We start from the raw sequence: 228 nt of genomic DNA on the forward strand, positions 1-228 counted from the left end.
GGAACTCTTCTCCCATCTTGCAAATATCGGCGACAAGCGCTCGCTGGCCATCCACCCGGCTTCCACCACGCACCGGCAGCTGACTGACGAGCAGAAGACCGCCGCCGGCGCCGGCCCGGATGTCGTCCGCCTCTCGATCGGCATAGAAAACGTGCAGGATATCATCGCCGATCTCAAACAGTCGCTCCCGAGAATCTGAGGAAAGGCATTCACGATCAGCAGGCTCTT

General features: G+C 60.1%; 1 protein-coding gene. It reads left to right on the top strand.

The features are described from left to right. The coding region (locus ACPYOJ_RS37310) for a PLP-dependent transferase (protein ID WP_481420676.1) at positions 1-199 on the top strand (199 nt) is incomplete at its 5' end. Positions 200-228 lie beyond the last annotated feature (29 nt).

This window comes from Rhizobium sp. SVR5-9E (assembly GCF_056755095.1).